Source organism: Kitasatospora sp. NPDC059088 (assembly GCF_042738155.1).
In the GTDB taxonomy this organism is placed as follows: Bacteria; Actinomycetota; Actinomycetes; order Streptomycetales; family Streptomycetaceae; genus Kitasatospora.
Window position 1 is genome coordinate 1811 of record NZ_JBHYGR010000241.1, and the last position, 4307, is coordinate 6117.

Here is a 4307-nt window from a genome sequence, read left to right on the forward strand (position 1 = left end):
AGGGGGGGCCTCACCCCCCGCGCGCTGTGCCCCCCCACCGGCCGTGGCTCAGGAGACGTTGACGGCGGTGTCGTCGAGGACGAAGGAGGTCTGCTTGGTGTAGTCCTCGGAGCCGGAGAACTTGAGGGTGACGCTCTGGCCGGCGTAGCCGGACAGGTTGAAGCTGTGCTGCTGGTAGCCGGTGGCCGCGTTGACGTTGGAGTAGGTCGCCAGGGTGGTGCCGTTGGCGGTCACGGTCAGCTTGTCGAAGGCGGTGGTGTTGCTGGCCGCGGTGTCGATGTGCAGCCAGAAGCTGAACGTGTAGGTGCTGCAGCCGGCCGGGAGGGTCACGGTCTGGGCGAGGGTGTCGGTGTTGGTGCTGCCGTACCCGTCGAGCCAGGCGTCGTAGCTGCCGGAGTGCGGCGGCTCGTTGGAGCTGCTGTTGATGGTGCTGGTGCCGCTGGTGTTGGTCTCCGTCCAGCCGGTCGTCGAACCGGCCTCGAAACCGGGGTTGGTGAGCAGTTGGGCGGCGGTGCAGCCGCTGCCGCCGCCGGTGGGCTGGACGGTCCAGGTGAAGGTGACGGAGGAGGACGGGCCGGTGGAGTCGGTCGCGGTGGCCGTCACGGAGTACGTCCCGGCGGTGGTCGGCGTGCCGCTGATCAGGCCGCTCGTGGCGTTGACGCTCAGTCCGGCGGGCAGGCCGGAGGCGCTGTAGCCCAGGGTGCCGCCGGCGGTGTCGGTGGCGGAGAGCTGGAGGCTGGTGGCGGTGCCGGCGGTGGCGGTGCGGGCGCCGGGGTTGGTGAGGGTGACGCTGCCGGTGGTGCTGCCGCTGCCGCCGGCGGCGAGCCAGGCGGTGGCGTTGAGGCCGAGGGCGGCGTCGGTGCCGGCCGGGTCGTCCCAGCCGTTGTAGACGGTCTTGCCGGGCTCGCCGGTGCCGTCGTCGATGGCGGAGCTGTCGCCCCAGACGGCGACCCGGCCCTTGCCGAAGCTGCTGGTGGCGAAGAAGGCGCCGGTGGTGCCGGAGGAGCCCGTGCGGTAGACGATGCCCTTGACGGCGGGGTTGTCGGCGGGCTTGAGGGTGAAGGTGGTGCCGTTGCGGATGATGCTGCCGGTGACGGTGCCGAAGGGGCCGTGCAGGACGGGGTCGGTGGCGTCGTTGACGGCGGTGGGGTTGTCGGTCTGGATGTTGAGCAGGTCGACGGAGAGCCCGAACGGGTCCTTGCTGTTGACCGAGTTGGTGGTCATCAGGTCGTTGATGACGGCGGGGGAGTCCCAGCCGTCGTTGTTGCGGTCGCTGCCGGTGTGGTCGGAGATCAGGAACAGCCCGCCGCCGTTCTGGACGAACGTCATGACCGCGGTCTTCTCGGCGTCGCTGAGCCGGACGTTGGGCTCGGGCAGGACGAACTCGTCGAAGTTGGCGAGGTCCAGCGCGCCGCCGGTGCCGTAGGTGATGCTGGAGCCGCTCGGCAGGGTCTTGAGGCTGTACTGGCCGGTCTTCTGGAGGGCGACGCCCCAGCTGGAGATGGCGCCGGTCCAGTCCGTCCCGGACTGGGGGTTGGCGTTCTCGGCGAGCGGGTCCGGCTGGCTGGTGCTGATGATCCAGTCCGCGTTGCCGGCGGTCTCCGCCTTGCTGTTGTCGAACAGGACGCGGTGCTGGGTGGCGGTCGCGGCGGCGGGGGCCGTCGTGGTGGCCGTCGTCGCGCTCGCGGTGGTGGCCGCCGCGGCCGGGTGGGGGGCGGTGCTCGCGACGGCGAGCACGGTCAGGACGGCGGCACCCAGGGCGAGCGGGCGTGTCACGTTGACGCGTCTGAGCATGGGTCAAGTCCCTTGGGTCGTGGGGATGCAGGGGAGAGCTACGCGCGTAGGCGCAGTGGCACGGTCCCATGATGGGGTAATCGGCGCTTGAACGGAACGCGACGAAACGGCTCATCAGTGCGCCCTCGGGCCTTTCGCCGGAAGCCTGCACAGCTGCGACACGGTTGGGCCACCGGACCTCCGCGCCCGCGCCGCGGCCCTTGCCGAAGCCTTTAACGAGGGCTCCGGCAAGGGCCGCGTAAATGGGAGTCCGGCGACGGGAGTTGCTACCCCTGCACCGGTTGTGCGCGGGGCCGCTACCCCCGGGCCAGTCGTCCCAGGGCCAGACCCGCCAGCAGCGCGGCGCCGTCGCCGAGCACGCCGTCGTCGAACTCGGCCTCCGGGGAGTGGTTGTAGGGTGCGGTGAACGGGTCGCGCCCGTCGTCCGGGACGGCGCCGAGCAGCAGGTACGCCGACGGGACCAGTTCGCCCAGCACGCCGAAGTCCTCGGAGCCGGCGATCGGCTGGGGCATCTCCAGGAAGCGCCCCGACCCGAACAGCCGGGCCGCCAGGCCGGACGCGAACTCCGTCTCCCCCGGGTCGTTGACGGTCACCGGGTAGCCGGGCTCCACCTCGGCCGTCACCTCCAGCCCGTGGGCCGCCGCGATCCCGTGCACCACCCGCAGGGACTCGGTGCGCACCAGCTCGCGCGAACGCGGCGAGAAGGAGCGGACGGTGGCCTCGAACCGCGCCTCGTCGGGGATCACGTTGGCCGCCGTACCGGCGCCCAGCAGGCCCACGGTGAGCACCACCGGGTCGAAGGCGTCGATCCGGCGGGTCACCATCGACTGGAGCGCCAGGACCGCCTCGCAGAGCGCCGGGACGGGGTCGAGCGCCGAGTGCGGGCTGGAGCCGTGCCCGCCGCGCCCGCGCAGGGTGACCCGCAGGGTGTCGGAGGCGGCGAGCACCGGCCCGGGGCGGGTGGCGACCACCCCGTTGGGCAGGATGGCGGCGGCCACGTGCAGGGCGTACGCGGCCACCACCCGCTCCCCGGCCGCGTCCAGCACGCCCGCCTCGACCATCAGCCGGGCGCCGTCCGCCCCCTCCTCGCCCGGCTGGAACATCAGCACCACGTTCCCGGCCAGCTCCGCGCGCCGCTCGGACAGCAGCCGGGCGGCGCCGACCAGTGCGGCCGCGTGCAGGTCGTGCCCGCAGGCGTGCATCACCCCGGGGGTCTCGGAGGCGTACGGCAGCTCGGTGCCCTCCTGCACCGGCAGGGCGTCCAGGTCGGCCCGCAGCAGCACGTTCGGGCCCGGTCGCCCGCCGCGCAGGACGGCGGTGATCGAGCTCAGTCCCTTGCCGAGGGTGAGTTCCAGGGGGAGGCCGTCGAGCGCGGCGAGCAGCCGGGCCTGGGTGCGGGGGAGGTCCAGTTCGAGTTCCGGACGGCGGTGCAACTCCCGGCGGAGCAGAGCGAGTTCGGGTTGCAGGAGGGCGGCCGAGCGGAGCAGCTCGGGCAGGTCGAGCCGCTCCCACGGTGCGGCGGGCGCGCCGGGTGCGCCGGGGGTGGCGCTGGGCAGGTCGGACACGGGGGACCTCCAGGGGTGGACGGACCGGGGGGAGCCCGGGGTGGCTGGTGCCATGATCGGAGGTTGCCCACCCCGATCGGGCCCGGCACACGGGAGGGCCGTGAATCCGGTGCGGAGGCCACGGGAAACGCTCCGGGGCATGGCCGACCTCGGGCTTCGTTGAGATGGTCCGACGGAGTGACTATCTTCATGGGGTGAGTGAGCGTGTGATGCAAGAACCCACCGTGATGGTCCTGACCGCCCTCGCGGACGCCCCCCGGCACGGCTACGCCATCTCCCAGGAGATCAAGGCGATGACCGACGGCCGGGTCGCCCTGCGCACCGGAGCCCTGTACGGGGCACTGGACCGCCTGCTGGCCGACGGCCTGATCGAGGTCGAGCGCGAGGAGGTCGTCGACGGGCGTGCCCGACGGATCTTCACCCTCTCCCCGACCGGCCGCGAGCGGCTGGCCGTGGAGGCCGACCGACTGGCCGCGACGGCCCGGGAGGCCACCCGCCGGCTGTCCGCCGCCCGACCGGCGGCGACCGGCACATGATCGACCACCTGCTGCGCCTCTACCCCGCCGCCTACCGCCGGGCCCACGGTGCGGAGATCGCCGCGACGTACCGCGAGCTGACCGCCGGCGAGCCGCTGGGCCCACGCCTGCGGGACGCGGCGGAACTGGCGGGGCACGCACTGCGGCTGCGCGCCGGACTGGGGCCGGACACCGCCGCCGCACGGATGCTCGGGGCGGCGTACCCGCTCGTCCTGGCCGCCGCGGCCGCCGCCAGCGGTCTGCACCTGCTGCGCTGGTACGCCGCCGTGGCCGCCTCGCCGGCCCCGCTGGGGGTGCAGCTCCGGTCGGACCTGTCCGGCGTGTGGGGCGTACTGCTGCTCTCCTCGCTGCTGGTCTTCGCGGGGGCGGCGGCCGCCCTGGCCGGACGGTGGCGGGCGGGCGTGCCCTGCAC

General features: G+C 73.5%; 3 protein-coding genes and 1 pseudogene. 2 read left to right on the forward strand and 2 right to left on the reverse strand.

Annotated elements, in window-relative coordinates:
• Nucleotides 1-48 precede the first annotated feature (48 nt).
• Complete coding sequence (locus ACFWXO_RS44480; RefSeq protein ID WP_380532759.1) at nucleotides 49-1794, reverse strand: putative Ig domain-containing protein; 1746 nt, start codon at nucleotides 1792-1794, stop codon at nucleotides 49-51.
• A gap of 296 nt (nucleotides 1795-2090) precedes the next feature.
• A complete protein-coding gene (locus tag ACFWXO_RS44485; protein WP_380532765.1) occupies nucleotides 2091-3290 on the reverse strand; it encodes a M20 family metallopeptidase in 1200 nt (399 codons plus the stop codon).
• A gap of 263 nt (nucleotides 3291-3553) precedes the next feature.
• Here ACFWXO_RS44485 and ACFWXO_RS44490 point away from each other — a divergent pair, with 263 nt between their 5' ends.
• Both ACFWXO_RS44490 and ACFWXO_RS44495 read left to right on the forward strand, forming a co-directional pair.
• Nucleotides 3554-3895 (forward strand): PadR family transcriptional regulator, encoded by a 342-nt coding sequence (locus ACFWXO_RS44490; protein WP_380532762.1) that lies wholly within the window; start codon nucleotides 3554-3556, stop codon nucleotides 3893-3895.
• A pseudogene (locus ACFWXO_RS44495) lies at nucleotides 3892-4307 on the forward strand (hypothetical protein); the annotation flags it as partial. The gene ACFWXO_RS44490 and the pseudogene ACFWXO_RS44495, both read left to right, overlap by 4 nt.

What these genes read in the sequence shown, in the direction of transcription:
- ACFWXO_RS44480 (WP_380532759.1), bottom strand. Translation starts at nt 1,794, where the DNA reads ATGCTCAGACGCGTCAACGTGACACGCCCGCTCGCCCTGGGTGCCGCC.